The sequence below is a fragment of the Paractinoplanes hotanensis genome (genome assembly GCF_023717965.1).
GTDB lineage: Bacteria > Actinomycetota > Actinomycetes > Mycobacteriales > Micromonosporaceae > Actinoplanes > Actinoplanes polyasparticus.
The window spans coordinates 1-26,042 of sequence record NZ_JAMQOL010000002.1 but is presented as its reverse complement, the minus strand read 5'-3'; the positions used below and the strand labels follow the sequence as shown (position 1 = coordinate 26,042).

Here is a 26,042-nt window from a genome sequence, read left to right as displayed (position 1 = left end):
CGGAGTGGGGAAAGCTCGTACCCATGCGACTTGATCTTGCGGGAAAGACGGCTCTCGTGACCGGATCCACCCAGGGCATCGGCCGGGCCATCGCGGCCGGGCTGGCGTCGGCCGGAGCGCGGGTCGGCATCAACGGCCGCTCGCGGGAGTCGGTCGACCGGGCCCGGGCCGAGCTGGGGGAGGGCGACTACGTGCCGGTCCCGGCCGACGTCACGACGGCCGAGGGGGCCGCGGCGGCGCTCGAGGCGATCGGGCCGGTCGACATCCTGGTCAACAACCTGGGGATCTTCGGCGCGCAGCCCGCCCTGGAGATCACCGACGACGACTGGCGGCGGTACTTCGAGGTCAACGTGCTGGCCGCGGTTCGGCTCACCCGCGCGGTGCTGCCGGGCCAGCAGGAGCGGGGCTGGGGCCGGGTGCTCTACATCGCCAGCGACTCGGCCGTGGTCACTCCGGCCGAGATGATCCACTACGGGATGTCGAAGACGGCGTTGCTCGCCGTGTCCCGCGGCTTCGCCAAGGAGGCGGCCGGCTCCGGCGTGACCGTGAACAGCGTCATCGCCGGCCCGACCCACACCGGTGGCGTCGAGGACTTCGTCCATTCGCTGGTCGGCAAGGACCTGCCGTGGGACGAGGCGCAGCGCGAGTTCATGCGCCGGCACCGGCCGCAGTCGCTGCTCCAGCGGCTCATCGAGCCCGAGGAGATCGCCAACATGGTCGTCTACCTGTCGTCGCCGCTGGCCTCGGCCACCACGGGCGGCGCTCTCCGCGTCGACGGCGGCTACGTCGACGCGATCCTGCCTTAGTTCTTCACCACCCGTACTCGGGGGAAAGGCGAAGCCGAGCGCGGCGGCCACTTCGCCGCCTGGGAGGAGCCGGAGCTGTTCGCCGCGGAAATCCGCGCGGCGTTCCGCCCGCTGCGCTGACCCGCTGAGCGGCGCAACGAGGGCTAACGGCGGGGGCCGTGGATCTCGCGGTGCAGGCGCTCCATCCGCTTGTCGAGGCGGGCGGCGTCCTCCGCGGCCGCGGCCAGTTCGTCCCGCAGCGACTCGGGCACGCGGGGGTCGTACTTGTAATGGATCTTGTGTTCGAGGCTGGCCCAGAAGTCCATGGCCGCGGTGCGCAGCTGGATCTCGACCGGCACCTGCACCACGCGCTCGGACAGGAAGACCGGGATCTCGACGATCAGGTGCAGGCTGCGGTAGCCGTTCGCCTTGGGCTGGGTGATGTAGTCCTTGGTCTGGAGCAGGGTGATGTCGGGCTGCCGGGTCAGCATCTCGGCGACCGTGTACACGTCGGAGACGAAGCTGCACACGATGCGGATGCCGGCGATGTCGCGGATCCGGGCCCGCAGGTCCTCGACGGTCAGCGCACAGCCGATGCGCCGGGCCTTGGCGCTGATGCTGGCCGGGGTCTTCAGCCGGGGCAGCACGTGCTCGATCGGGTTGCCCCGGCCGCGGTGGGCCAGCTCCTCGGACAGGATGTTGATTTTGGTGCCGATCTCGGCCAGCCCGAACTTGTAGACCAGCATGAAATGGCTCAGATCGTCGGTCATCCCCCGAAAGGGGTCGAGTTCGCCCGCAACCGCCGGTAACGGATGACCGGCGCCGCTCCAGCGCGCGACCTGTCGATCGCTGTCCTCGGTCGTCAAGGTTCCAGTCTCCGCTGTCGAGATCCACACGCGCCGTTCCCCACCGTAAAGGTCGAGCGCCACCATCATCCCGGAGACTACGGAAGTGGGGGGGGGGGGGGGGGGGGGGCGGGGGGGCCGGCGGGGGGGGGGTGGGCCCGGGGGGGCCCCGCGGGGGGGGGGCCCCCCCGGGGCCCCCCCCCGCCCCCCCCCGGGGGGGGGGCGCCGGGGGGGGCCCCCCCCACTTCAGGTGAAACTACTTCGCGTACGGGGTGGGGCTATTTCGCGTACGCCTGGAACTCCGCCACCCGGACGTTGAGCGCCTGCGGACTTGACGTGGCGCAGTCCGTGTTCGCCCGCGGGTCGGCGTCCTGCTCACCGGCGTAGTCGGGAGCGCCGGTGCACTGGTTGGTCACGACCTCGAGGCGCAGGTGCGTGGCCGTGGTGTCCCGGATGTCGAACGACTTCACGACCAGGTCCTTCACGCGCGGCCGCGGGGCGATCGACGGGAAGGCGTCCGGCTTGCTCGTGTAGACCGTCTTGAACTCGGCCGCGTCGGAACAGGTGACCGTGGCCGTCGCGGTGCAGGCGAGCACCTTGAACTGCCGCAGCGCCGTGTACCTGTTCTGGGTGCCCGCGTCGGGATCCCCGGTCACCGGCGGCCGCAGCTGGGCGCTGACCTGCACCCGGCGTACGGTCTGAGCCCCACCGGCCAGGTCGACGGTGACCTGCTTGCCGGCCACCGCGCTGCCGAGCGACGCCCAGTTGGTGGCCTCGTCGTCGTCGGTGATCCGGGCCAGGTTGATGCCGTCGCCCGTGGCCACCGCGCCCGCCGATGTGGAGGCAAGGTTGGCCGGCATCCGGACGAAGAGCGGGAGGGTCAGCCCGGGCAGCACCAGGGTCTTGCCGACCCGGGTGTGACCGTGGCCGGGCGCCTGGGCGATGAACCCGTACGCTCCCGGCACCAGCTTGACCTCGTCGGTCAGCGGCGTGGCGGGGTCGGTGTCGGCCACCGGCACCGCGCGGGCCTGGTAGTCGCCGACGAACAGCTTGGCCCCGGCGACCGGCTTGCCCTTCTCGTCGACCGGGCGGAACTTGTACGTCCCCTCGGTCGCGTTCGGCGAGGCGAAGCTCGGCGTCGGGTTGGCGTCGCCGGCCCCGACGCTGACCGCGCCCTCGCCGAGGCCGCGCTTGGCGAACGCGTTCCACATCAGGCCCTGGTTGGCCCCGTTGAAACGCACCAGGTCGGCTCCGAGCATCGCGTCGCGCGCGTCGACCATGCTGTTCTGGCTGTTGGCCATCAGCAGGAACGAGTCGAACACGAGCTGGACCCAGCGCCGGTTGCCCGGGCACTTGGTGACCGGCGTCTTGCCGTTGGCGCACGACTTGTTCAGCGCCGGCGTGCCGGCGCCGTACTTGCGGATGAACGCCTGCCGGATGTCGTAGTTGGTCGCGCTCCACACCTCACCGGACGCGTGCACCTGCAGACCGACGAAGTCGTAGTCGACGCTCGAGTAGTTCAGCGGGCTGTTGCTCATGTTGTAGTTGCGGATGCCGGCGACCTTGTCGGTCGTGACGTACTCGCCGACGGTGAACCCGCGCTCGCCCTTCGGCGCGTAGCCGTGCTCGGCCAGGTATTCCACCGCCAGCTGGTCGGACCAGCTCTCGCTCATGCCCTGCGGCGTGCTCACACCCGCGTCCGGCCCGGCGATCATGCGGCCGGTGATGGCGTGGCCGTACTCGTGCCCGATCACCGACATGTCGTAGTCGCCGTCGACGCACGCGCCGTAGAAGGCGGCCGCGATCGGCTGCCACAGATACATGTTGGTGATCGGCGCCTCGCCGTCGGGCGGGGTGATCTGGTTGGCGTTGTTGCGGGCCGCGAACGCGGGCGGGCCGCCGCTGATGCCGCCGGCCTGCGCGTTGCCCTGCTCGTAGTCGTCGCCCAGTCCGCCCGGCCGCAGGTTGTCGTCCTGCATGTTCCAGGTCGCCTCGGTGAAGCCCAGGTGGTACGACCACTCGTGCATGCGGTTGTGCATGCCGAACAGGTTGGCCCGGGCCGCGTCGAGGTCGTTGCGCTGCGGCGTGGTGAAGACGTCCGGTGAGCAGCGCTCCCGGTACCACTGGTTGGTCCAGGGGTAGTTGTAGTCGCGGTCCGGCTTCGGAGTCGCGGTCTCGGTGCCGACCGAGAACGCGTCGTTCGAGTTCAGGTTCTCGACCGCGATGGCGTTGTTGCCGCGGGTCGTGAACGTCGGCTCGTTCGTGGCCGGGTCGACGTCCCACGCCAGCGGGGACGCGCTGCTCGCCACGATCTCGTCACAGCCGCGCTGCGGCGCCCAGCACCACGTCCTGCGGGTGTCGCGCGACGAGTAGTCGGTGGGCGGCGAGTTCGGGAAGACGTCCCACGACGGGTTGTCGCTGTCGTGGTCGACGATGTCCTCGCGGACCAGGATGCCGCCGTCGCGGGCGTCGACGTACGAGGTGTACGCGACCGGCTCGGCCCCGCTCAGCTCGGCGCCGAACGTGACCTGCCAGGCCGCGCGAGCGCCCTCGCTGGGCGTGGGCACGGCTACCAGCTTGTTGGCGATGACGGTCGGGTCGGCCACGCCGGCCTCACGGGCGGCGCTGGCCACAGCCTGCTCGGCCGTGAGGGTGGCCGGTTCGGGCGCCACGGCGTCGCGCGCCAGCGACGAGCTCACGAACCACACCTTGCCGTCGCGCACGCCCACCGAGAGCAGGCCGTCGCGCCCGGCGACGAGGTCACCGAACTTCTGCCGGAAGATGACCGCCGCGCCCTCCCCGATCGGCGAGGTGGTCAGGTGTTCCAGGGCCTGCGCGCCCCGGGCGGTGAGCCCCAGAACGTCCAGGTTCTTGTCCACGTACGCCCGGGCCGCCGCGACCGGCTCGGCCGGCAAACCGGTCTCGAGCGCCGCGCCGGTGGCGGTGAGCGTGGCGGGCGTGCCGAGAGCGTTCCAGCGGGCCGAGGTGCCCACCGCGGCCGCCCGCTGGCCGGTTGTCGGGGCGACGCGCCCCTGCCTGTTGTCGACGACGTGGTCGTGGTGGTCGTCGCCCTGCACCTTCTGGGTCGGCGCCTGGGCCGGGGCCGCGGGCGCCGCGTTACCGCCGGATGAAGCGGTCAACACGATCGCGGCGGCTAAGAAGCCGGCAGCGGTTCCCGCCAACGCACGGGGTGGGGTGCGCACGGTACCTCCTCTGTGGATATGGCCGTTTACCACAGCCATCCGATCGCACCCCCGACCCGCACAACATGGGCCAAACATCTAAATACATCTATAAGCTTGTGATGCTTCCTCCGTGGGAGCCGGATCGGGTCCCTCATCGTCGAGGGGCGCGTACGTCAGCGAACGAGCGGAGTGAGGCCGAGCGCCCGAGCCGTGTGCTCGTACACCTCGTCCGCCGGGGCGAACTCCACATCCACGCTCTTGCCGTGGCTGACGAGGCTGCCACTGGGGCTGGACGGCGTCGCGGCCGTGGCGAGCCGGACGGGCGTGCGGGCGGCCTTCTCCGGTGCCGCGGCGAACAGGTTGGTGACCGCCGAGACGAGCCGGAGGAGGCCGCCCGCCTTCGCGTTGAAGCCGGTTCTGATCACGCCGGGGTTCGCGCTGTAGGTGGTCATCCCCTCCGGCAGCCGGTCGGCCAGGGCCGAGGTGGCGAGCACGGCGGTGAGTTTCGCCGTGCCGTACACGGTGAGCTGCGAGAAGTTCGTACGCCAGGAGGTGCCGGTGACGTCGGGGCGCCCGGCGTCGAGGCGCCCGCGGGTGACCAGGTCGCTGGCGATCGTGACGATGCGCGCGCCGGGCGCCAGAGAACCGTTTGCCAGCAACCGGTGGGTGAGCTGGAAAGGCGCCAGGTGGTTGAGCGCGTGGGTGCGCTCGACACCGTCGGGCGTCTCCGCATAGTGCGGGAAAGCCGCCCCGGCGTTGTTGATGAGGACGTCGACGTGGGGAACGGTGTCCCGCACCCGGGCCGCCAGGGCGTCGATCTCGTCGCGCACGAGCAGGTCGGCGTGCAGCGCGTGGACCCCGTCGGTCGTGGTTTCGCGGCGGGTCACGGCCACGACCTCGAAGCCGGCGTCCAGCAGCTGGGTCACCAGGGCGCGTCCGAGCCCGCCCGCCGCGCCGGTGACGACAGCGGTTCTCACGGGCGGACCTGCAGGGTGATTTCGGCCCGGTGGCCGTCCGGCGTGGAGCTGACGGTGAGCCAGCTGCCGGGGGACCCCTGGGCCAGGCGGATCTCGATGTCGTTGGTGTTGACGAACGGGCTGCGGCCACGGCCCGCGTACGGCGGCCGGCCCTGAATCAGCTCGGCGAAGTCGTCCGGGAAGTAGAGCTCGGTAGTGAGCAGCGTCCGGCCGCCGAGGCTGACCCGGACGTGGATGTGCAGCGTGCGCGGGGTGTACCAGCCCGGCACGATCGTGCGGAACTCGACGCACCCGTCGTCGTCGGTGATCTGGGCGCCCCGCAGGAACATGGCGTCGTCGCTCGGCCGGAACCGGCGCAGGGTCAGCGACACCAGGGCGGGGAACTTGTCGGCGCCGTAGCGCTGATACCCGGAGTAGACGCCGTCCGCGTCGCAGTGCCAGATCTCGATCAGCGCGCCGGTCAGGGGCGTGAACATGCCCGCCGTCACCGTGCGGACAGCCAGCGTCAGCGGCGCGCCGTCGCGGTCCTCGCGCACGTCGCGGCGATGCGGCGACCCGGGCACGTAGTACGGGCCCGGGCCCTGATTCGCCTTCGTCTCGTGCGGCCCGATCGTCGCGGCGCGGCGCAGAGCCGCCCGGTTGTCGATGAGCCGGAGCGCCGTCGTCAGCACCCGGCGGCGCGCCCGGTCGCGCACGGTCATGCGATTCTCCGTCCGATCAATGCTTGGAGTGTCCAAGCATCAACATCGTGCCGAGAGAAGCTTGGATTCGTCAAGTATTGGAGAGTCCAAGTATGGTGAGCCGATGGACGACGAGTCGCTGACCTACCGGTTGCTACGCCTGGTGCACGCCATGGACGGCGCCACCGACGACGGCATCCGCGATGTGATGGCCGAGCTGGGCGTCACCCATGCCCTGGCCGACGCGTTGTGGCAGCTCGATCCGGACGCGTCCCCGCCGACCATGCGCGAGATGGCAGCCCGGCTGCGGTGCGACCCGTCAACCGTGACGTTCCTGGCCGATCGGCTCGAGCAGCTGTCGTTCGTGACCCGTGCTCCGGCGCCGCATGACCGGCGCACCAAGGTGCTCGAGCTGTCGGACTCAGGCCGCGACGCCCGGCGGCGGCTGGTCGAGGCGGCGACCACCCGCACCCCGATCGCCGGCCTGACCCGCGACGAGCAACTCACCCTGCACGACCTGCTGAGCAAGGCCATGGCGGGGCCAGCCGGGCGCTGAGCCTCCGTCTGTACGACCTGCTGTCCAAGGCCATGGCGGGGCCAGCCGGGCGCTGAGCCTCCGTCGCCTGTCGCTCGCCGACACCAGCCCCGGGCGGGCCGCGATGAATTGTCAATCGGTTCACGGCCGCCGAATTCCCCTCGCGGCGCGCCGCGGACGAGCCGTCAGACTTCGAGGGCCTCGGTGACGATGGCGCACGCCTCGGCGGTGTGCAGGGGGCCATTGCCGGCGGCCTTGTTCAGCAGGCGGCGGAAGACGTACCGCTCGTGTTGGTCGAGCGTGCTCAGCGCGGCCTCCTCGGCCTCCGCGACCTGGCCGCACAGGGTGGCGATCGCCTCGAGGCCGCGGGCGGTCGCGACGATCTGCCGCTGGCGGCGGTCGTGGGGGTTGGGCTGCCGTTCCACCAGGCCGGCCTCGACCAGGTCGTCGATCAGGTAGGTCATCATCGTGCGGTCGATGCCGAGCTTGGCGGCCAGGACGGCCTGGCTCGGCGGGCGGCCCTCGACGACCTCGGCCAGCGTCTGGTAGCCGCGGGCGCCGTGCGGGAAGCCGTCGAGCTTCGGACCGACCATCTCGGTGTACGACCGCAGCAGCGTGCCCAGGGCCGCCCCGAGGTCCGCTGTCGCCCCGAGGTTCGCTGTCGTCTCGCTCACCCGGCCATCCTATCTTTTGGTCAGATCGTCTTTTCGGAATACTATCTCTTCAGACGACGATGGAAAGTGCGGAGGATCGCATGACCGAGGGGATCGCGCTGGACCTCGCGGCGGCGCAGGCCGACCCCGACGGGTTCGCGGCGCTGGCCGAGCGGGCCGGCGGCACAGTGGTTCTGCACGAGAGCGACGACGGTGGTCTTGACCCGTGGACGACCGCGGTGTGGCTGGCCGGGCGCACGGAGGGCGTCCGCATCGGGCTGCCCGGGCCAGTGCTCTCCGCCTCATCCGAGATGCGCGAGAAGGCGTACGAAAGCCTCGAGATCTTGGCTGGTCCGCGGCTCGCCGCGCAGATCCAGCGGCGCGAGGGCATCGACTACGACAGCATTCCGGCCTCGCTGGCCGACGTGGCGATCGCGCCGGGCGACCCGCGCTATCGCGGGCGCAAGTCGACCTACATGCGCGGCGGCTCGCCCGGTTTGGTGCTTCGACCGCGCACGGCGGCGGAGGTGGCCGACGCACTGGCCTTCGCGGGCCGGCACCGGCACTTGCCGTTCGGCGTGCGCAGTGGCGGCCATGGGATCAGCGGCCGCTCCACCAATGACGGCGGGCTGGTCATCGACGTCGGCGCGATGAACGACGTTCAGGTGATCGACGAGCCGAAACGGCTGATCCGGGTGGGGCCGGGCGCGACGTGGAAGCAGGTCAACGCCGTCCTCGACAAGTACGACTGGGCGATCAGCTCGGGCGACTACGGCGGCGTGGGCGTCGGCGGCCTGGCCACCGCGGGCGGCATCGGGCTTCTCTCCCGCGAGCACGGCCTCACCATCGACAACGTGCGGGCGGTCGAGCTGGTGCTGGCCGACGGCACCCCGGTGCGGGCGAGCGGCGACGAGAATCACGACCTTTTCTGGGCCGTACGCGGGGCCGGCGCCAACTTCGGCGTGGCGACCGCCTTCGAGTTCGAGGCGTCGCCCGTGGGTGAGGTCGGCTGGGCCCAGCTCACCCTGGTCAGCCCCGACCTCGAGCAGTCGCTCAAGCAGTACGGCGAGGTGGCCCGCACCGCGCCCCGCGACACCACGGTCTTCTTCCTCACCGGACCGCCGCGGCAGGGCCAGTCGGTCGTGCAGCTGTACGGCCTGGTCGACTCGGGCGACGCCGACACGATCGTCGAGCGGCTCACACCGTTCGCCGAGACCGGCCTGCTCGCCCAGCAGCAGGTGGTCGTCACCCGCTACGCCGACGTGATGGCCCAGGCGGCCGACGTCGGTCCCGGCGGTCACCACGGCCGGGGCGAGCCGATCGCCCGCTCGGGCTTCCTGCCGGTGCTGACCGACGCCTTCGCCCGCGACGCGGTGGAACTGCTCGATTCTGGTGAGGTCTTCTTCTTCCAGCTGCGCCACATGGGCGGGGCCATTGCCGACACCGCATCCGACGCGACGGCGTTCGCCCACCGCACGCCGGAGTTCTCGGTGACCGCGCTCGGCCAATCCCAGCAGGGGCTCGACCGGGCGTGGGACCGCCTGTCCCACCACTTCGACGGCCTCTACCTCAGCTTCGAGACCGACCTGCGCCCCGAACGCCTGAACGACGCCTTCCCGCCGGCGACGCTGGCCCGGCTACGCACCCTCAAGCGCCGGTACGACGCGACCAACCTGTTCCGCGACAACTTCAACATCGACCCCGAGGTGCAGAAATGACCGACTACGGGCACGACCTGCTGTTCGGTACGTTCGTGACCCCCACCGGCCCCGAAGCGGTCGCCCTGGCGGTGACCGCCGACCGGGCCGGCCTCGACCTGGTCACGTTCCAGGACCACCCGTACCAGCCGTCCTTCGTGGACACCTGGACCCTGATGGCCTACGTGGCCGCGAAAACCGACCGCATCCGCATCACCGGCAACGTCCTGAACCTGCCGCTGCGCCCACCCGCCGTCCTGGCCCGCGCCGCAGCGTCCCTGGACATCCTGAGCGGCGGCCGCATCGAGCTTGGCCTGGGCGCGGGCGCCTTCCCGGATGGCGTGGCCGCCATGGGCGGTCGCCGCCTGACTCCCGGCCAGAGCCTCGAGGCCCTGGCCGAGGCGATTCCGATCATCCGCGACCTGTGGGACACCACCACCCGCGACCGGGTGAACCACCAGGGCACGTACTACAACGTGGCCGGCGCCAAGCGAGGCCCGAGCCCCGCCCACGACATCGGCATCTGGATCGGCGCCTACAAGCCCAAGATGCTCGCCCTGACCGGCCGCCTCGGCAACGGCTGGCTGCCGTCCATGGACTACCTGCCGAAGGGCGCCGACTCACTGCCCGACATGAACGCCCGCATCGACGAGGCCGCACTCGCAGCTGGCCGTGCCCCCACCGACATCCGCCGCCTGCTCAACTTCATGCGCCTCGACGGTGGCCCCACCCAGTGGGCCGAACAGTTCGCCGACCTGGCCATCACCCACGGCATCAGCGGCTTCATCGTCGGCGGCGACGACCACAAACTCGCCGAGACCCTGGCCGCCGAGGTCGCGCCCGCGACCCGAGACCTGGTCGAGCGCGAACGCGGTTACTGACGACTCAGGACCTCGTCCCACACGTCTCCGCCCTCGGCCCAGGTCCACAGCCACTCGGGCAGGGGCGGGGTCACGTGGGTGACCCCATCCTCGGGTCGTTGCGGTGCGTCCCAGCCATCAGCGTCGTAGAGAAGAACCGTGCCCGCGCCCTCAGACCTCTTCGGGACCAGTCGTGATCTTGCCGTACACGTCCTTGGCGGCGATCCGGCCGTTGTGGACCCGGTAGAGGTCCAACCCGTGAAGCACCGACCCGTCCTCGGCCGGTTCCCACCGCCACTCGCAGACCACCCGGTCGCCGGCCGCCCACGCCGGCCCGAGCACCGGACCGGGCCCCAGATGGTCGGCGAAGGCTTCGGTGACCGCAGTCCGGCCGTGGATGGCGCGCGCCGGGCCGTCCCACGGGTCCGGGCTGTACGTCACGTCGTCGGCAAGGAATTCGGCCACCGCGGCCAGGTCGCCGACTGCCCAGGCAGCGTTGAATCGCTCGATCAGGTCCTGCGCGTCCGTCATGCCCGGCACGATAGTCAGTCCGCCACGGCGCGGTCATCCGGCGCACGGCGCCGCAGCTCGGGCTGCGTCAGGGCGGGCGGCACGTACGAGACATCGAGGGGACTCAGGTCCACTCCGGGCGGGACGACTCCGTCGATCGCGTCGAGGATGTCGTCGCTGAGGACGGTGCCGGCCCCGGCGAGCAGGTCGTCGAGATGGACCATGGTGCGCGGGCCGATGATGGCCGAGGTGACCGCGGGATGGCTGATGACGAAGGCCAGGGCGAGATGGGTCAGTGACAGTCCGGCCCGTTCGGCGATCGGCACGAGCTGCTCGACAGCGGCGAGCTTGCTCTCGTCGGTCATGTGCAGAGGCACGTAGTGCATGCGGGCAGCGGACGGTTGTTCCGGGCTGCCCTTGCGGTAGCGGCCGGTGAGCAGACCCATGGCCAGCGGACTCCACACGAGGGTGCCCAGTCCGTAGCGTTCGCAGACCGGCAGGACGTCGCGTTCGATGCCGCGGTTGAGGATCGAGTACGGCGGTTGCTCGGTGCGGAACCGGGCCAGGCCACGCCGCTCGGCGACCCACTGGGCTTCGACGATCTCGTCGGCGGGCAGGCTGGAGTGGCCGATCGCGCGTACCTTGCCGGCCCGGATCAGGTCGGTGAGGGCGCCGAGGGTCTCCTCGATGTCGGTGCCCGGGTCGGGATGGTGGACCTGGTAAAGGTCGATGTGGTCGACACCGAGCCGTCGCAATGAGTTCTCGCACGCGGTGACGACGTACCGGCGGGAGCTGCCACGCTGATTGGGGTCGGAGCCCATGGGGCCGTTGAACTTGGTGGCGAGCACGACGTTGTCGCGGCGCCCCTTCAACGCCCGGCCGACGATGCGTTCGGTTTCGCCCTCACCGCCGTAGACGTCGGCCGTGTCGATGAAGTTGATGCCACCGTCCAGCGCCCTGTGGATGATCCTGACGCAGTCGTCAGGGTCGGGATTGCCGTACGGCCCGAACATCATGGTGCCCAGGCAGTAGGGGCTGACCTGAATGCCGGTGCGGCCCAGAGGTTGCGTACGCATGCTTCTCCTTCATGAGGTGCCGGGGCGGCCGGGGATGGCCGCCCCGAGCGATGCGGGTCAGCCGGCGTGGGCAGCGTTGACCTGAAGAATCCAGGTGACACCGAAGCGGTCGGTGAGCATGCCGAACCCGGGGGAGAACGGCGACGGCCCGAACTTCTCGACGATCTCAGCGCCGTCGGAGAGCTTGTCCCACAGCGCGCTGACCTCCTCAGCGGTGTCGCCATCGACGGCGACGAAGAACCGCTCACCGGTCAGCGTCAGCCCGTTCTCGCGGGTCGTGGCGGTCAGCGGGGCGCCGGCGACGGCGTGGCTGGGGATGTCGTAGGCCAGGATGCTGAACCCGCTGTCCGCGGTGACCTGCCCGAAGACAACCTTGTCGGCGTCCGGCAGCTCCTTCGGCATCCCGAAGTCGCTGTAGGCAACGGCGGTGAGGTGACCGCCGAACACGGACTGGTAGAACTCCAGCGCCGCGCGGGCGTCGCCACGGAAGTTCAGGTGTGTGTGGGTGGTGATCGCCATGGTGCTGACTCCTCGGTCTCGGTGCGCTTGAGCGCTGACCCAAGATTCACAGCAGTAGGTGCCAGGTAGTGACACCTACTCCAGGCAGAATCAATTCATGCCGAAGACCTCCGCTCGCCTGCTGGCGCTGCTCTCGCTGCTACAGGCCCGCCGCGACTGGCCCGGCACCCTGCTGGCAGACCGCCTCGAGATCAGCCTGCGAACAGTGCGCCGCGACGTCGACCGCCTCCGCGAACTCGGTTATCCCATCGCCGCCGTCAAGGGCCCCGACGGCGGCTACCGTCTCAGCGCCGGCACAGACCTACCGCCCCTCCTGTTCGACGACGAACAGGCCGTAGCCCTGACCGTCGCGCTACAGGTGGCCGCCACCACCCCAGGCGACGGCCTGGCCGAGGCAGCAGCCCGCGCGCTGACCACCATCCGCCAGGTAATGCCGGCCCGCCTCCGCAACCGCATCGCGGCCCTACAGGTAACCGCCGTCGAACGCCCCGCCACCCGCCCCGCAGCCCCCATCGACGGCGACATGCTCCTGACGATCAGCGCCGCAGTCCAGGCCCGCGAGGTGCTGCGCTTCGACTACGGCGCCGACCATGGCGACCGGCCTCCACGCCGGGTCGAACCCCACCACGTCATCACCTGGGACGGCCGCTGGTACCTGATCGCCTGGGATCTCGACCGCGAGGACTGGCGCACCTTCCGCGCCGACCGCATCATCGTACGAACCCCCAACGGCCCCCGCTTCACCCCACGCGACCTACCGGGCGGCGACGTCGTGGCGTACGTGATCGGCACGTTCCGCGGCTCCGGCGACACATCCGGTAACTGGCCCTGCCAGGGAACCGTGATCCTCCACCTGCCCGCTGCGACCGTGGCCCTCTACACGCGCGACGGCCTCATCGAGGAGGCCGGCCCGAACCGCTGCCGCCTCACCCTCGGCTCCTGGTCGTGGCCCAGCCTTGCCGCCACCATCGCCCGCTACGACGCCGACATCGAGGTCGTCGGGCCGGCCGACCTGACCGAGGCGTTCGCTCACCTGGCCGCCCGATTCAGCAGGACCGCGGATCGCCCGTCCTCAGGCGCGTGATCGTTGACGTCGCTGCTGTTCCCCAGGGCGCCGGACGCTCCGGCAGCTTGCACGTCCCGGCACGGGTAAGAGCCACCGGCCCGGCCGATCGGTTCTCGAGCCGATCAAGCGGCTGTCCACGGTGGCGCTTACACTCAACTGACTCAGTCGTCCCAGCCCCCGGCGACACATCACTCTGCGCATATGTGCCTCGGGAGCCAGCATGACCTCGAACCAACCAGTGGTAGTGCCAGCCGATGAGCCCAGTCGCTCCGAGCCCGTGGAACAGCACGGGTCGCGCCGCACCGAGCCTGGTCAGGTCAGTCTTTTCGATCCGGATGCTCGCCGCCTGGCCCGCGCCGCGACAGCGCTCGACACCGACCTCATCGAGCAGATCGTGCAGACGTCCGTTCACAACATCGGCGTGGTGTCGACCTGGGAGCAGCTCGTGCAACCGGTCTGGAGATACCTCGGATCGCGCATCGACGACACCCGGCACACCGCATCCGAATACCTCTATGTGCAGTACGCCATGAGGGCGTTGTCCGGCGTGGCGCGGCCGCGCCGCCCGTCCCCACCGTCCGTACTCCTGGCCTGCGCCGACGAAGAACTCCAGGTTTTCCCGCTGGAGGCACTGGTCGCCGCCCTCGAGGAATCGGGTGCCTCATGTCGCGTGCTGGGCGCACGCGTCCCGCCGGACGCCTTGGCCACAGCCGCCAGACGCCTGCGCCCCGCCGTGGTGATCATCTGGTCACAGACCAGAACGACCGCCGACCCGGCCCAGATCGACGCATTGCTCGACGCCCGGCCCGCCGGCACGACCATCGCTGCCGGACCGGGCTGGGCGACCGCTGACCTGTCCCCTCATGCAGTTCGATCGACAGATGTCAGCACAGCGTTGGTCCTGACCCTTGCCGTGCTCGAGGGCCACGCGCATCCGCCACGGACACGGCCGAGATAGCGCTGTCAGAAGAGGGTCGTCAGTCGCACCGCTCCGGGGGCGCAGGCCGCGGGCGGTCAGGAAGCAAGGTGGCCGTGCATGGACAAGGACTCCGTGGCCGTGTCGCGAATGACCGCGATGGCCGCCATGCCGGTGATCTGGAGCACCCACTCGGTCAGCGGTCGGGGTCGCCATAGAATCAGTTCGGCGCCGTCGGGCAGAACGTGGCGTACGTGCACGAGGAAATTGGGGAGTGTCGCGCAGGCGAACGTGAGCTCGGCAAGGTCGACCAGCACGCTGACCGGCGCTGACGTGGCCAGCCAGTCGACGGTTCGGGACAGAACAACTGACACGTCTATGTCGATCTCACCAGCCAGGCGCACGTGTGCACGGCCGTCGCCGGGCCAGGAATGGATGGTGACCGTCAGACCATTGCCGGAGTCTTGATGGAAGCCGTCGGAACTCATGGGCATGATCCCGCCTCTGTATGGCGTGCGATATGCCGGGTCTGGGGCAGCGGCCCCTCCACCGGGGCCGTGACACTGACGTTACCCGCGACGGGGCTATCGGCAAGCCCCGAGATGCTCTGTCACACAATCTTCATGCATCAAAGAGCAGGATCGTCCCGAATCAGGGGGCAATGCGTCGCCCGGGCCCGCGAGGTCCCAGCGGGTGTCTCAGCCGTCGGTCACAGCCGCTTCCGGCTGGCGGAAGGCGCAGCATCGACACCACTACGCGGGCTCTACAGCACCACGTTGAGCAGGACGGTCAATATCACCGACGCCAGCACCGAAAGGACGATCATCGCGAGGCAACCGACCGGGCCGCCGAAGAAACGAACTTCCGTGTTCCCGATGCGCATGGCAGCCTCAATACCCCGGCGGTGGCCCTCCATGCGTCCGCGTACGTCCATACCGGTCATGGTGCGGCGCCGATCGTCATTGACGGAGCCCTCGCACAGGCGAATTCGGTCCGCACGCTCGTGCACGAGCTCTTTATCGGTACGCTCCTCGGTTCGGCGGTGATTCGCCTCTCGCCCGTGTTGCGATACCGGCCGGTCCGACAGCGCTTCGCGTGGGGCTGAGGCGAGGACGGGCGCAGCTGTGGTGAAGGCTTCGGGAACGTGCCCGGAATGCACCGGAGAGCATCATCCAAGCCGCGTGTTCACGCCAACTGTCCGAGCAGGGCGACGAGCGAGGCGGCCGATCAGGGCCACGTGACGCGGGTTCACCATCGGCATCGGGCCGGCCAGGTTGGTCAGCGCGGCGGGACCATCGCCGACCAGGAGAGCGAGTTCTGGGTCGGCTGTCTCGCCGGTGCCGGACGCGCGCGGGTCCACGAAGTCGGGATGGCCGTCGACCATCCACAGGTCAGCATCGCCGATGGAGGCTGTGGGTCGGTGCGGCACCCAGGTCGATGTCGACGAGCCGGGAAAGCCCAGCCCGCCGAAGCGCCGCAGGCGCTCGAGCCTCCCATGCAAAGCTGGGGCCGAGGGTGACCATGCAGGACGTAGCTGCTTTTCAGCCCAGCGTGGTCACCCTCGGCCCCAACCGTCCCACCGCAGGCGAGTCAGACACCCTCGGTAGCGCTCACAGGAACGACATCGGGAGCACCCAACCGGGTCGCATCAGCGGTCTCATCATCAGGCTGCTCCTGAGACTCCCGCTCAGCCTCCACACGAATCCGGTAGTTCTCAACTTCGCGAGCAGTCTGCTCAGGCGTCCACCCCAGCACGCCGGCCATAAGCTCCGCAGCCTCCTGAGCGCAGTTGACCCCACGGTCGAACGTCTCGATCGAGATGCGGGTACGGCGGGTCAGCACGTCCTCCAAGTGCCGAGCACCCTCGTCGGCCGCGGCGTAGACGATCTCGGCTCGCAGATAGTCCTCGGCGCCGGCCAGCGGCGCCCCCAGGGCCGGGTCAGCCGCCACCAGGTCGATGATTTCGCGGACCAGGGAACCGAAACGTCCCAGCAGGTGTTCGACCCTGGCCACGTGCAGCCCGGACTGCTGGGCCAGGATGCGGCGCTGATTCCACAAGGCGGGGTAACCCTCGGCCCCCACCAGCGGCACGCGGTCGGTGCACGACTTGGGCACAGAACGACCCAGACCGTGCACACAAGCGTCGACGGCATCGCGTGCCATCACCCGGTACGTCGTGTATTTACCGCCGGCAACGACCACGAGCCCCGGCACCGGACTCCCGACCATGTGCTCGCGCGACAACTGCGACGTAGCCTCCGACTCGCCCGAGAGCAGAGGCCGCAACCCCGCATAAACGCCCTGTACGTCCGTACGGGTAAGAGGCGTGGCCAGCACGGTATTGACGTGCTCCAGCAGGTAGTCGATGTCGGTGCTGGAGGCCGCCGGGTGCGCCTTGTCCAACGACCAGTCCGTGTCCGTGGTGCCGACGATCCAATGCCGCCCCCACGGGATGACGAACAGCACGCTCTTCTCGGTGCGCAGGATCAGCCCCGTGGTCGACTGGATGCGGTCGCGCGGAACGACCAGGTGAATGCCCTTCGAGGAGCGCACATGGAACTGCCCGCGCTCGCCGACCAACGCCTGGGTGTCGTCCGTCCACACCCCGGTCGCATTGATGACCTGCTGGGCCCGTACCTCGAAGATGCGGTCGGTTTCCAGGTCCTTCACGCGTACGCCGGTGACTCGCTCACCTTCGCGCAGGAAACCGACAACTTCCGCGCGGGACGCCACGTGCGCACCGTAAGACGCGGCCGTACGGGCCAGGAACATGGTGTGCCGGGCGTCGTCGACCTGCGCGTCGTAGTACTGGATGGCGCCGACCAGCGAGTCCTTGCGCAGCGCGGGGCAGGCCCGCAGCGCCGCCGTGCGGGTCAGTTGCCGGTGACGCGGCATGCCGCCGCCCAGCGCCATGGTGTCGTACAGCGTGACGCCCGCCCCGGCGTAGGCCCTTTCCCACGCGCGGTGTTTGAGCGGGTAGAGGAACCGCAAGGGCCGCGCGAGGTGCGGGGCCAGGCGGGAGACGATCAGGTCGCGTTCGTGCAGCGCCTCCTTGACCAGGGCGAAGTCGAGCATCTCGAGGTAGCGCAGGCCGCCGTGCAGCAGCTTGCTGGATCGGCTGGACGTGCCGGACGCGAGGTCGCGCGCCTCGACCAGGCCGGTGGACAGGCCGCGGGTGACGGCATCGAGTGCCGCCCCCGCGCCCACCACTCCGCCGCCGACAACGAGGACGTCGAGCTCGGCGCCGGCCAGGGCGGCCAGCGCCGAGTCCCGATACTGCGGGGAGAGTGCGGTTGCCATGATTCAGTCCACGTCCACCCAGTTGAGAGTGCGCTCGACTGCTTTCTTCCATTTCGCATAGCCGAGGGAGCGCTGCTCCTCGGACCACTGCGGCTGCCAGCGCTTCGCCTCGTTCCAGTTCTCGCGCAGCTCGTCCGTGTTCTTCCAGAAACCGACGGCCAGCCCGGCCGCGTAGGCCGCACCCAGCGCCGTGGTCTCGGCGACGACCGGCTGGCTGACCGGCACGCCCAGCACGTCGGCCTGGATCTGCATGGCCAGGTTGTTCGCCGTGATGCCGCCGTCCACCTTGAGGACATCGAGTGTCACGCCCGAGTCCTGCGCCATCGCGTCGACCACGTCGCGGCTCTGGTAGCAGATCGATTCGAGCGTGGCCCGGGCGATGTGCGCGCTCGTGTTGAACCGGGACAGCCCGACGATGGCGCCGCGGGCGTCGGAACGCCAGTACGGCGCGAACAGCCCGGAGAACGCCGGCACGAAGTAGACGCCGCCGCTGTCCGGCACCTCGGACGCCAGTCGCTCGCTCTCCGAGGCGTCGTTGATGATGTGCAGCTGATCGCGCAGCCACTGCACGGCCGAGCCGGTGACCGCGATCGACCCCTCCAGGGCGTAGATCGGGGCGGCGTCGCCGAACTTGTAGCAGACCGTCGTGAGCAGGCCGTTCTCCGACCGGACCAACTCGGTGCCGGTGTTGAGCAGCATGAAATTGCCGGTGCCGTACGTATTCTTGGCCTCGCCGGGGGCGAAGCAGACCTGCCCGACCGTGGCCGCCTGCTGGTCGCCGAGGTCGCCGGTGAGCGGCACCTCGCCGCCGAGCGTGCCGGGCCACCGCGCTACGCCGTACGTGTTCGGGTCGGACGAGGGCCGGATCTCGGGAAGCATCTGGCGCGGGATGTTGAAGAAGCCGAGCAGCTCGTCGTCCCAGTCGAGGGTCTCGAGGTTCATCAGCATCGTGCGGCTGGCGTTGGTGACGTCGGTGAGGTGGTTGCCCCCGTCGACGCCGCCGGTCATGTTCCACAGCACCCAGCTGTCGGTGTTGCCGAAGATGGCGTCGCCGCGTTCGGCCGCCTCGCGCACCCCGTCGACGTTCTCCAGGATCCACTGGATCTTGCCGCCGCTGAAGTACGTGGCCGGGGGCAGCCCGGCCTTGCGGCGGATCACGTCGCCGCGGCCGTCGCGGTCGAGGGCCGAGGCGATGCGGTCGGTGCGGGTGTCCTGCCAGACGATCGCGTTGTAGTAAGGGCGCCCGCTGCGGCGGTCCCACACCACCGCGGTCTCGCGCTGGTTGGTGATGCCCAGCGCGGCCAGGTCCTTCGCGCCGAGGTTGGCCTTCTGCATGGCGGTGCGGACGACGGTGACCGTACGCTCCCAGATCTCGGCCGGGTTGTGCTCGACCCAGCCCGCCTGGGGCAGGATCTGTTCGTGTTCGAGCTGGTGGCGGGCCACCTCGTTGCCGCCGTGATCGAAGATCATGAATCGGGTGCTGGTCGTGCCCTGGTCAACGGCGCCGACGAAGTCAGCCATTGCGTGCCTCCACGTTGTCTCGGGTGGGCTGCTCGGGCAGCCGTCCTGGCTCCTCGGGCCCGCCGGCGCCCAGCCCGGGCAGGAACCGGCCGACCAGCCCCTGGTAGAGGCCGGCGCCGAGCACACCGCCGATGATGGGCGCCACGATCGGGATCCAGAAATAGAGATACCCGGTCTGGTCGCGGAATGCGCCGCCGTAGCCCGTCAGGAAGCTGGCGAGTCGCGGACCGAAGTCGCGGGCCGGGTTGATCGCGTAGCCGGCGTTGGTGCCCCAGGCCATGCCGATGCCCACCACGATCAGGCCGATGATGAACGGCGCCAGGTTGGCCTGCGGAGGAGTGCCCAGCGCGTCGGTGACCGCGAGGATCAGGAACAGCAGGATCGCGGTGCCGATGATCTGGTCGCGGAACGCGCCCCACTCGCCGACCGGCAGGGTCCCGTTGCCGGGCAGGGTGGAGAAGACGCCCTGGGTCTTGATGGTGAGCCCGGGGTCCGCGGCGTGCAGCACCTCGGTGTAGTTCCACCGCACGATCAGCGCGGCGACGAAGGCGCCCAGGAACTGCGCGAGGCTGTACGGGAGGACTTTGCGCCACTCGAAGCCCTTGAAGACCGCGAGCGCGACGGTGACGGCGGGGTTGAGGTGCGCCCCGCTGACGCGCCCGGCGACGTAGACGCCGAGCACCACACCCAGGCCCCAGGCCCAGGCGATGCTGTCGTGATCGCCGATGCCGGCGCCGGCCACCTGGGCCACCACCCCGACACCGAACAGGATGAGAATCATGGTCCCGGCGAACTCGGCCGCCAACTCGGCGACGATGCCTCCCGGGATCTTCAGTCGTGCGGCCATCTGCCCCTCCTGAAGTTAACCTGCCAGGGACGCTAGGTAGCCGCACGGGCACTAACAATGAACGCCATTCGACAATGTCGAACGGTGGTCTCGATCCCGTGCCACTGGTCGTCATAGTGTCGTAACGTGCCGGGAACAGTGCAGTCCATCGAGCGGGCTGCGGCCGTCCTGCGCCTGCTCGCGGGCGGCGCGGGCCAGCTGTCGCTCGGTGAGATCGCGCGTTCGCTCGACCTGGCCAAGGGAACGACCCACGGCATCCTGCAGACGCTGCGCAAGGTGGGCTTCGTCGAGCAGGACAAGGCGTCCGGGCACTACCAGCTCGGGGCGGCGATGCTGCGGCTGGGCACGGGCTACCTGGACGTCAACGAGCTGCGCTCCCGCTCCATCAACTGGGCCGACCCGCTGGCGTCGCGCAGTGGCGAGGCGGTGCGCATCGGCACGGTCCTGGAAGGACAGGTGCTGGTCGTCCACCACGTCTTCCGGCCCGACGACACGTTTCAGACCCTCGACGTCGGCAACCTTCTGCCGATGCACGCCACCGCTCTGGGCAAGGCCCTGCTGGCGTACGGAGCCACGCCGCCGGCCTCCCTCGACCGGTTCACCAGCCGCACGGTCGGCACCCAGCGCGAGCTCACCGCGGCCCTGCGGGTCGTGCGGGAATGCGGGTGGAGCTCCGACATCGAGGAACTGACCCCGGGTGAGGCGTCCATCGCCGCGCCGATCCGGGCGTACGGGGGTCTGGTGGTCGGCGCCATCGGCATCTCCGGCCACGTCGAACGAATCTGCGACAGTCGCTACCACCCCCGGCCCCAGCTGGTGGCCACCGTGCGCGACGCCGCCCGTGCGGTGTCGCGCGACCTCGGAGCTGCCCGACGATAAGAGGAATGACATGACCGAGCGCTACGTGGTCGCCATCGACCAGGGCACCACCTCGACGAGGTGCATCGTCTTCGACCGGCGCGGCCAGCTCGTGTCCCTCGCCCAGCAGGAGCACAAGCAGTACTACCCCAAACCGGGATGGGTCGAGCACGACGCGGCCGAGATCTGGCGCAACGTGGAACGGCTCGGTCCCGAGGCGCTGCGCCGCGCGGGAGCCACGATCGACCAGGTGGCGGCGGTCGGCATCGCCAATCAGCGGGAGACCACCGTGTTGTGGGACAGGGTGACCGGCCACCCGATCGGGCACGCCGTGGTCTGGCAGGACACCCGCACCGACACGATGGTCACCGAGCTCGACGCGGAACCGGGCGCGGAGGGCGTACGCCATCGGTCGGCCCTGCCGTTGGCGACGTACTTCTCGGGGCCGCGCATCCGGTGGATGCTCGACCACCACCCCGGGTTGCAACAGCGCGCCGAGCGGGGCGAGGTGCTGTTCGGCACGATGGAGACCTGGCTGATCTGGAACCTGACCGGCGGGCTGCACGTCACCGATGTCACCAACGCCAGCCGGACGCTGCTGCTCGACGTGCACACCCTCGACTGGTCGGCCGAATCGCTGGCGTTCTTCGGCATCCCGCGAGCGATGTTGCCCGAGGTGCGCCCGTCGATCGGGGTGTTCGGCACGGCCACGGCGGCCTTTCCCGGCGTACGCATCGGGGCCGCGCTCGGCGATCAGCAGGCTGCCCTCTTCGGGCAGACCTGCTTCGCCCCGGGCGAGGCCAAATGCACGTACGGAACCGGAAGTTTCTTGCTGTTGAACACGGGGTCGGAGCTGGTGCGCTCGACGCACGGCCTGCTCAGCACGGTGGCCTATCAGATCAAGGGCGAGCCCGCGGCGTACGCGCTGGAGGGCTCGATCGCCATCACGGGCTCGCTGGTGCAGTGGTTCCGCGACCAGCTCGAACTGATCACCAGCGCCCCCGAGATCGAGACGCTGGCGCGCACGGTCACGGACAACGGCGGGTGCTACATCGTGCCCGCGTTCTCCGGCCTGTACGCCCCGTACTGGCGCAGTGAGGCCCGCGGCGTCATCGTGGGCCTGACCTCGTACATCACGAAGGGCCATCTGGCGCGCGCGGTGCTGGAGGCGAGCGCCTGGCAGACCCGCGAGGTCGTCGACGCGATGAACGCCGACTCCGGCCTGGCCCTGAAGACGCTGCGGGTCGACGGCGGGATGACCGCCGACAACCTGCTCATGCAGTTCATCGCCGACGTGCTCGACGTGCCGGTGGTACGTCCGCTGGCCTCCGAGACAGTCTCGCTGGGCGCGGCGTACGGGGCCGGCCTGGCCGTCGGCTACTGGCCCGACCTGGAGGGCCTGCGCCAGAACTGGCACCGGGCCGCGCAGTGGCTCCCCACGATGGACGACGCCAAGCGGGAAACCGAGTACGGCAACTGGCAGCGCGCCGTCTCCCGCACGTTCGACTGGATCCAGGCCTGAGGTCTCACCGCGGATGCCTGGGGATACGGCTCGGCCGGGCAGCTGATTCCGGCAGGCTTGAGCATTACCATGCCCCCATGCGCTGGGAGATCGGAGTGATCGCGGCAGTGGCGTTGCCGGCCGCCACGCGACTCGCCGTGGTCGCCGGCCCGGGCCCACGGGAGGCCGCCGGGAACGACCTCACCCGCCGGCTGCTCACGGTCCCGGTGAACGGCCGCCTGATCTCGTGAGCCCCGGTGGCACCGACGCGAACCTGCTTACGCTGGTGGTGGGTTTCTTCGCCGCGGCTTCTCTCATCGCGGTGATCACGATGGTCCTGCGGCGCCGCAGTGGCCGTCAGGATCTGCTGGGCGCCCAGGTACGCGAGATGGAGGCGCGGGCCGCCGCTGCCGCGTCACCGGACGCGGACACCCGCTGGCGGGACGCGGCCACCCAGATCGCCGAGGCCCGCGTTCACGATGCCGCGTCCCGTGCTCCCGGCCCCTCTGACGCGCTGACTTCTGATGTGTCGGCTGCGGATGCGGCGTCACTCGGCGCGAGATTTCCGGATGCGGCGGCGGAGGACCGGCCGGCCCAGGACGCCACTGCTCCGCCGGACGGATGGCCGGCGGCGCCCGGCGGGATCGACGCGATGGCCGACGCGTTCGCCTGGCTCCGCATCGCGGCACTGGTCGAAGCCGGGCAGCGCAAGCAGGCGGTCGAGCTGCTCAGCACCACGATGGCCATCCCGGCCGACGAGGCGGAGATGCTCGTCGACGGCCTGAACGACGCGGGCGGCGAGCGTCGCCCCGGCTGACCCGTGGCCACCCGGCCGGCGGATCAGTCGGCGAGGTAGCCGGTCTCGGGGTCGATCTCGGCGAGGAATCCGCGAATCGCCTCCTCGTGCTCGGCGGTCGTCGATGAACTGCGGTCGGACCGGGCCGAGGTGAAGCCGTACTGCGGGTTGCGCCCGGAGGTCCAGTTGTAGTCGTACACGCCGGGATGCCCGGGGCGGGCCACCACCTCGAACACTTCGCCGTCGATCTCGAAACGTCGCATGCCGTTCATGGTCGTTGCAGGGCGGCCTCGGCGCGCTCGCAGGCCGGGGTGAGCAGCGCCAGGTAGCCGGCGGCGGCCCGGGCTCGCGGCAGGAAGCGGCGCAGGGCGTCGTGGTCGCCGGCGGCCTCGAGGGTCTGCACGAGCAACAGGGATTCGTGCGGGACCTCCTCGGGACCGGGGCGGCGGCCCATCGCGACAAGGCGCTCGGCCAGCGCGCGGGCGGTCGTGACGTCGCCGCGGTGCAGGGCGAGCCGGGCGCGAAGGACTTCGGCGTTGCCAGGGTGGGCCAGGTCGGGCTCCACCGTGGCGGCGGCCTTCCCCGACTCGTGGAGGTCGCCCCGGCGGGCCAGGGCCAGCGCGCCGACGAGCGGACCGCTGCGGATGTAGGGGCAGGCCATCGCGGCTACCGGGCCCTGGCGTAGACGCAGATGCTCGTCCAGGAAGGGGTCGATGTCGGCGTCCCGGCCCAGCTGTTCCAGGCAGAGGAGCACGGCTGCGGTGCCGTGCAGGCGGTCGTGGGGAGAAAGGCCGCGAGCCCACTCGTACGAGCGGTGGGCGTGTTCCAGGGCCTGCTCGTAGTCGCCGCGGACGGCGCCGACGACGAGGCTGGCGATGGTGTGGCCGAGCGCCCGGTCGCGGTCGCGGCCCTCCTGCTCGACCAGGGCCACCTCGTCGAGCACGGCGGTCACCGCGTCCTCGTAGCGGCCCTCGAGGAAGTGGACGGCGGCGTTGCCCAGCAGGGCCTGGCCGCGCAGCGTGGGCGAGCCGAGGCGGTCGGCCAGGGCGGCGGCGTCGGTGGCGGCCCGCCGGCGGCCGGTGACCGGTACGGGGTCGGTGCGACCCGTCCAGGCCCAGCGCCCGCCGCACAGCGCGCGCAGCGAGAGCAGTTGCGCCTTCGTGGGCGGGTCGGTGACGGCGGCCAGACCCTCGTCGACGACGCGGTCGGCGAGCTCCGGGTCGGCGGGCACGCGGAAACCACCCCAGCGGGCGATGAGCATCTGGGCGGTCTTGAGGCACAGCCCGGCCCGCCGGTCGCCGTGGCCGGGCGCGTCGCGCAGTGCCGTGATGGCCTCGCGCCAGGCCCGGACGGCCTCGTCGCCGTCGTACGCGGTCTCGTGGTCGTCCCCGATCGCCTCGAGCGCGCCGGCCCGCTCGGCCGGGTTCGACGCGTACCGCAGGGCCGCCCGGTGCAGGTCGAGGGCGCGCGGAACGGCGTACCGGCGGCGTGCCCCGATCCCGGCCGTGAGCAGAGACCGGAACGCCTTGCCGCGCGTCCACTCGCCGGCGCCGGGCCCGTCCGCGGCCGCCGCGTAGTGGACGGCGACCAGTTCGATGACCTCGCCGATGCGCTCGCGCGAGACCTCCTCGAGCCAGGCGGCGACCGCGGCGTGGCCGGCCGCCCGTTGCGCGACGGGCAGGCTGGCGTACGCGACGTCCCGCAGCAGGGCGTGCTGGAACGCGTACTCGTCCTGGCCGGTGACCAGTGCCGCCGGGCGAGCCCGGATGAGCGCCCGGTTCTCCAGCGCCGCCAGCAGATCGGGCTGGTCGGCCCCGAGACGTTCGCGCAGCGGCGCGGCCCAGAAGACCCGGCCCATCACGGCGGCGGCCTGCAGAAGCCGCTTCTCGGCCGGGGGCAACGCATCGACGCGCGCCGCGAGGAGAGCGTGCAACGAATCGGGCAGTCCTGTGGTCGCGGTTTCGGTGACGTGGGCGGCCAGCTGGTCCAGGAAGTACGGGTTGCCTTCGGCGCGGGCGAGGATCCGGACCCGGCTGTGCGGGGGCAGGCGGCGCGCGTGGGGATGGGTGGCCAGCAGCGTACGGCTGTCGTCGGCGGTGAGCGGCTGCAGCGACACCATCGAGACGCCGGGCAGATCCGGGCGGCCCTCGAGGAACTCGGGGCGGGCCGTGGTGAGCAGCACGACCGGCCCGGTCGAGCGGGTGACCAGGCGCGACAACATGCCGACGAGCGGACCGCCGGCCCAGTGCAGATCCTCGACGACCAGCATCAGCGGGCCCCGGGCGGCGAACGCGGACGCCAGCCGGGGCCAGGCGCGGCCCAGCTCGTCGGCCACGTCACGCGGGTCGGCCTGGTCGAGCGGATTGTCCGGCACCCGAATCGCCGCGGTGGTGGCCAGCGCGAAGACAGTCGTGTCGAGCTCGGCCGGTGTGAGTCGCTGCCCTCCGAGTACGCGCCCCAGCCGCGACCGCAACCGCTGCGGCGCATCCGGGTCGCCCAGCGGAATGCCGCAGGCCTCGCGCAGAATCTCCCCGAGCGCCCAGAACGTGATGCCGTCCCCGGCCGCCAGGCACCGCCCGCGCAACACCCGCAGCCCGCCGGGCCGGGGCGACGCCCCGACGTGCGCGACGACCTCCTGAACGAGACGTGTCTTGCCGATTCCCGCCACGCCGGTGATGGTGATGAGCCGGGGTCGCCGGCTGGACACGGCCTCGTCTATCAGGCCGAGCACGGCACGCATCTCGCCGGCCCGGCCGATCATCGGCGCCTCGGACCGCCGGCGGACCGCGGCCGGCATCGGTGCCGGCATCAACGCCGCGTCCCGTTCTTCCGCGCCGCCGATGCGGGCTCGTTCTTCCGCGGCGCCGATGTCGGCTCGTGACCCATGCGGGATGGCGTCCGGTAGTACGGCTTGC

General features: G+C 70.6%; 26 protein-coding genes. 10 read left to right on the top strand and 16 right to left on the bottom strand.

The window, feature by feature from the left end:
* Positions 1-23 precede the first annotated feature (23 nt).
* Positions 24-806, top strand: a complete 783-nt coding sequence (locus tag LXN57_RS01420; protein WP_251796131.1) for an SDR family NAD(P)-dependent oxidoreductase — start codon at positions 24-26, stop codon at positions 804-806.
* A gap of 143 nt (positions 807-949) precedes the next feature.
* Here the strand turns inward: LXN57_RS01420 and LXN57_RS01415 are convergent, their stop codons facing one another.
* From LXN57_RS01415 to LXN57_RS01400, 4 genes are all read right to left on the bottom strand, one after another.
* Positions 950-1,555 carry a GTP pyrophosphokinase gene (locus LXN57_RS01415; RefSeq protein ID WP_221374045.1) on the bottom strand — a complete coding sequence of 202 codons (606 nt, stop codon included), beginning with the start codon at positions 1,553-1,555 and terminating at the stop codon, positions 950-952.
* A gap of 353 nt (positions 1,556-1,908) precedes the next feature.
* On the bottom strand, positions 1,909-4,833 hold the full coding sequence (locus tag LXN57_RS01410) for a M36 family metallopeptidase (protein WP_251796130.1): 2,925 nt from the start codon (positions 4,831-4,833) through the stop codon (positions 1,909-1,911).
* 155 nt (positions 4,834-4,988) lie between these two features.
* Positions 4,989-5,792, bottom strand: coding sequence for an SDR family NAD(P)-dependent oxidoreductase (locus LXN57_RS01405; RefSeq protein WP_251796129.1), 804 nt, complete (start codon positions 5,790-5,792; stop codon positions 4,989-4,991).
* On the bottom strand, positions 5,789-6,493 hold the full coding sequence (locus LXN57_RS01400) for a dioxygenase family protein (RefSeq protein ID WP_251796128.1): 705 nt from the start codon (positions 6,491-6,493) through the stop codon (positions 5,789-5,791). Before LXN57_RS01400 ends, LXN57_RS01405 begins: the two co-directional genes overlap by 4 nt.
* A 103-nt stretch (positions 6,494-6,596) precedes the next feature.
* On the opposite strand from LXN57_RS01400, the gene LXN57_RS01395 reads away from it, so the two are divergent.
* On the top strand, positions 6,597-7,028 hold the full coding sequence (locus tag LXN57_RS01395; RefSeq protein ID WP_251796127.1) for a MarR family winged helix-turn-helix transcriptional regulator: 432 nt from the start codon (positions 6,597-6,599) through the stop codon (positions 7,026-7,028).
* Positions 7,029-7,192: 164 nt separating this feature from the next.
* Here LXN57_RS01395 and LXN57_RS01390 read toward each other — a convergent pair whose 3' ends face one another.
* The gene (locus LXN57_RS01390) at positions 7,193-7,681 is read right to left on the bottom strand and encodes a MarR family winged helix-turn-helix transcriptional regulator (RefSeq protein ID WP_251796126.1); all 489 of its coding nucleotides are present in this window, start codon (positions 7,679-7,681) and stop codon (positions 7,193-7,195) included.
* 80 nt (positions 7,682-7,761) lie between these two features.
* Here LXN57_RS01390 and LXN57_RS01385 point away from each other — a divergent pair, with 80 nt between their 5' ends.
* Both LXN57_RS01385 and LXN57_RS01380 read left to right on the top strand, forming a co-directional pair.
* Positions 7,762-9,378: an FAD-binding oxidoreductase gene (locus tag LXN57_RS01385; RefSeq protein ID WP_251796125.1), complete on the top strand. Its 1,617-nt coding sequence runs from the start codon at positions 7,762-7,764 to the stop codon at positions 9,376-9,378.
* Positions 9,375-10,238: an LLM class flavin-dependent oxidoreductase gene (locus tag LXN57_RS01380; protein WP_251796124.1), complete on the top strand. Its 864-nt coding sequence runs from the start codon at positions 9,375-9,377 to the stop codon at positions 10,236-10,238. The genes LXN57_RS01385 and LXN57_RS01380 overlap by 4 nt, the downstream gene beginning before the upstream one ends.
* A 150-nt stretch (positions 10,239-10,388) precedes the next feature.
* Here the strand turns inward: LXN57_RS01380 and LXN57_RS01375 are convergent, their stop codons facing one another.
* Genes LXN57_RS01375 through LXN57_RS01365 form a run of 3 tightly spaced genes read right to left on the bottom strand, consistent with a single transcriptional unit; the run spans position 10,389 to position 12,322 of the window.
* Entirely contained in the window at positions 10,389-10,748 is a 360-nt protein-coding gene (locus tag LXN57_RS01375) for a nuclear transport factor 2 family protein (protein ID WP_251796123.1), read from the bottom strand.
* A gap of 14 nt (positions 10,749-10,762) precedes the next feature.
* Positions 10,763-11,803: an aldo/keto reductase gene (locus LXN57_RS01370; protein ID WP_251796122.1), complete on the bottom strand. Its 1,041-nt coding sequence runs from the start codon at positions 11,801-11,803 to the stop codon at positions 10,763-10,765.
* Between the two features lie 57 nt (positions 11,804-11,860).
* A complete protein-coding gene (locus tag LXN57_RS01365) occupies positions 11,861-12,322 on the bottom strand; it encodes a VOC family protein (RefSeq protein ID WP_251796121.1) in 462 nt (153 codons plus the stop codon).
* 97 nt (positions 12,323-12,419) lie between these two features.
* Between LXN57_RS01365 and LXN57_RS01360 the strand changes: the two genes are divergently transcribed.
* Both LXN57_RS01360 and LXN57_RS01355 read left to right on the top strand, forming a co-directional pair.
* Positions 12,420-13,406 (top strand): helix-turn-helix transcriptional regulator, encoded by a 987-nt coding sequence (locus LXN57_RS01360; RefSeq protein ID WP_251796120.1) that lies wholly within the window; start codon positions 12,420-12,422, stop codon positions 13,404-13,406.
* Positions 13,407-13,665: 259 nt separating this feature from the next.
* The gene (locus LXN57_RS01355) at positions 13,666-14,346 is read left to right on the top strand and encodes a cobalamin B12-binding domain-containing protein (RefSeq protein ID WP_251796119.1); all 681 of its coding nucleotides are present in this window, start codon (positions 13,666-13,668) and stop codon (positions 14,344-14,346) included.
* A 56-nt stretch (positions 14,347-14,402) separates the two neighbouring features.
* On the opposite strand, the gene LXN57_RS01350 is transcribed toward LXN57_RS01355, so the two are convergent.
* From LXN57_RS01350 to LXN57_RS01325, 6 genes are all read right to left on the bottom strand, one after another.
* A complete protein-coding gene (locus tag LXN57_RS01350) occupies positions 14,403-14,792 on the bottom strand; it encodes an STAS domain-containing protein (RefSeq protein ID WP_251796118.1) in 390 nt (129 codons plus the stop codon).
* A 275-nt stretch (positions 14,793-15,067) separates the two neighbouring features.
* On the bottom strand, positions 15,068-15,463 hold the full coding sequence (locus tag LXN57_RS01345) for a hypothetical protein (protein ID WP_251796117.1): 396 nt from the start codon (positions 15,461-15,463) through the stop codon (positions 15,068-15,070).
* Between the two features lie 9 nt (positions 15,464-15,472).
* A complete protein-coding gene (locus LXN57_RS01340; protein WP_251796116.1) occupies positions 15,473-15,688 on the bottom strand; it encodes a hypothetical protein in 216 nt (71 codons plus the stop codon).
* A 206-nt stretch (positions 15,689-15,894) separates the two neighbouring features.
* On the bottom strand, positions 15,895-17,604 hold the full coding sequence (locus LXN57_RS01335; RefSeq protein WP_251796115.1) for a glycerol-3-phosphate dehydrogenase/oxidase: 1,710 nt from the start codon (positions 17,602-17,604) through the stop codon (positions 15,895-15,897).
* Positions 17,605-17,607: 3 nt separating this feature from the next.
* Positions 17,608-19,125, bottom strand: coding sequence for a glycerol kinase GlpK (glpK, locus tag LXN57_RS01330; RefSeq protein ID WP_251796114.1), 1,518 nt, complete (start codon positions 19,123-19,125; stop codon positions 17,608-17,610).
* Entirely contained in the window at positions 19,118-19,972 is an 855-nt protein-coding gene (locus LXN57_RS01325) for an MIP/aquaporin family protein (RefSeq protein ID WP_251796113.1), read from the bottom strand. Before LXN57_RS01325 ends, glpK (LXN57_RS01330) begins: the two co-directional genes overlap by 8 nt.
* 126 nt (positions 19,973-20,098) lie before the next feature.
* Here LXN57_RS01325 and LXN57_RS01320 point away from each other — a divergent pair, with 126 nt between their 5' ends.
* The 4 genes from LXN57_RS01320 to LXN57_RS01305 all read left to right on the top strand — a co-directional run bounded on the left by LXN57_RS01320 (position 20,099) and on the right by LXN57_RS01305 (position 23,148).
* The gene (locus LXN57_RS01320; RefSeq protein WP_251796112.1) at positions 20,099-20,851 is read left to right on the top strand and encodes an IclR family transcriptional regulator; all 753 of its coding nucleotides are present in this window, start codon (positions 20,099-20,101) and stop codon (positions 20,849-20,851) included.
* 10 nt (positions 20,852-20,861) lie between these two features.
* Positions 20,862-22,352: a glycerol kinase GlpK gene (gene glpK / locus LXN57_RS01315; RefSeq protein ID WP_251796111.1), complete on the top strand. Its 1,491-nt coding sequence runs from the start codon at positions 20,862-20,864 to the stop codon at positions 22,350-22,352.
* A gap of 77 nt (positions 22,353-22,429) precedes the next feature.
* Positions 22,430-22,582, top strand: coding sequence for a hypothetical protein (locus LXN57_RS01310; RefSeq protein WP_251796110.1), 153 nt, complete (start codon positions 22,430-22,432; stop codon positions 22,580-22,582).
* Positions 22,579-23,148 (top strand): hypothetical protein, encoded by a 570-nt coding sequence (locus LXN57_RS01305; protein WP_251796109.1) that lies wholly within the window; start codon positions 22,579-22,581, stop codon positions 23,146-23,148. Before LXN57_RS01310 ends, LXN57_RS01305 begins: the two co-directional genes overlap by 4 nt.
* A 23-nt stretch (positions 23,149-23,171) precedes the next feature.
* On the opposite strand, the gene LXN57_RS01300 is transcribed toward LXN57_RS01305, so the two are convergent.
* Positions 23,172-23,390: a hypothetical protein gene (locus LXN57_RS01300; protein WP_251796108.1), complete on the bottom strand. Its 219-nt coding sequence runs from the start codon at positions 23,388-23,390 to the stop codon at positions 23,172-23,174.
* A gap of 5 nt (positions 23,391-23,395) precedes the next feature.
* Positions 23,396-26,042 (bottom strand): ATP-binding protein (locus tag LXN57_RS01295; RefSeq protein WP_251796107.1); only part of this gene is annotated, 2,647 nt, incomplete at its 5' end.